Raw genomic sequence first — 243 nt, 5'->3', positions numbered from 1 at the left:
GAGGGGCCGGTTTTTCGCGTCCGCCAGCTGAGCCTCGGTTACTTGAGTTTTAGGATCGAAGACTCCACCTGGATCAGCGATGAGCAGGTTCATACTGGAGTTCATGCTCAAAGCGCCCAAAACGATGCGGTTAATATGCGCGTCCCAGAACCCATACCCCACGCTGAGAACCGCCGTATCGGGGAGTTGCAGCGATGACGACAGCAGCCGGAGCAGGTCAGAGTAGGGATACGAGAGCGTATC

General features: G+C 56.8%; 1 pseudogene. It reads right to left on the bottom strand.

Annotated elements, in window-relative coordinates:
• A pseudogene (locus AC3XQU_RS24630) lies at nucleotides 1-243 on the bottom strand (hypothetical protein); the annotation flags it as partial.

Source organism: Telluria sp. AZSoR62, from assembly GCF_058111565.1.
Note: the sequence above shows the minus strand (reverse complement) of the source record. Positions and strands in the feature narration are given on the sequence as shown.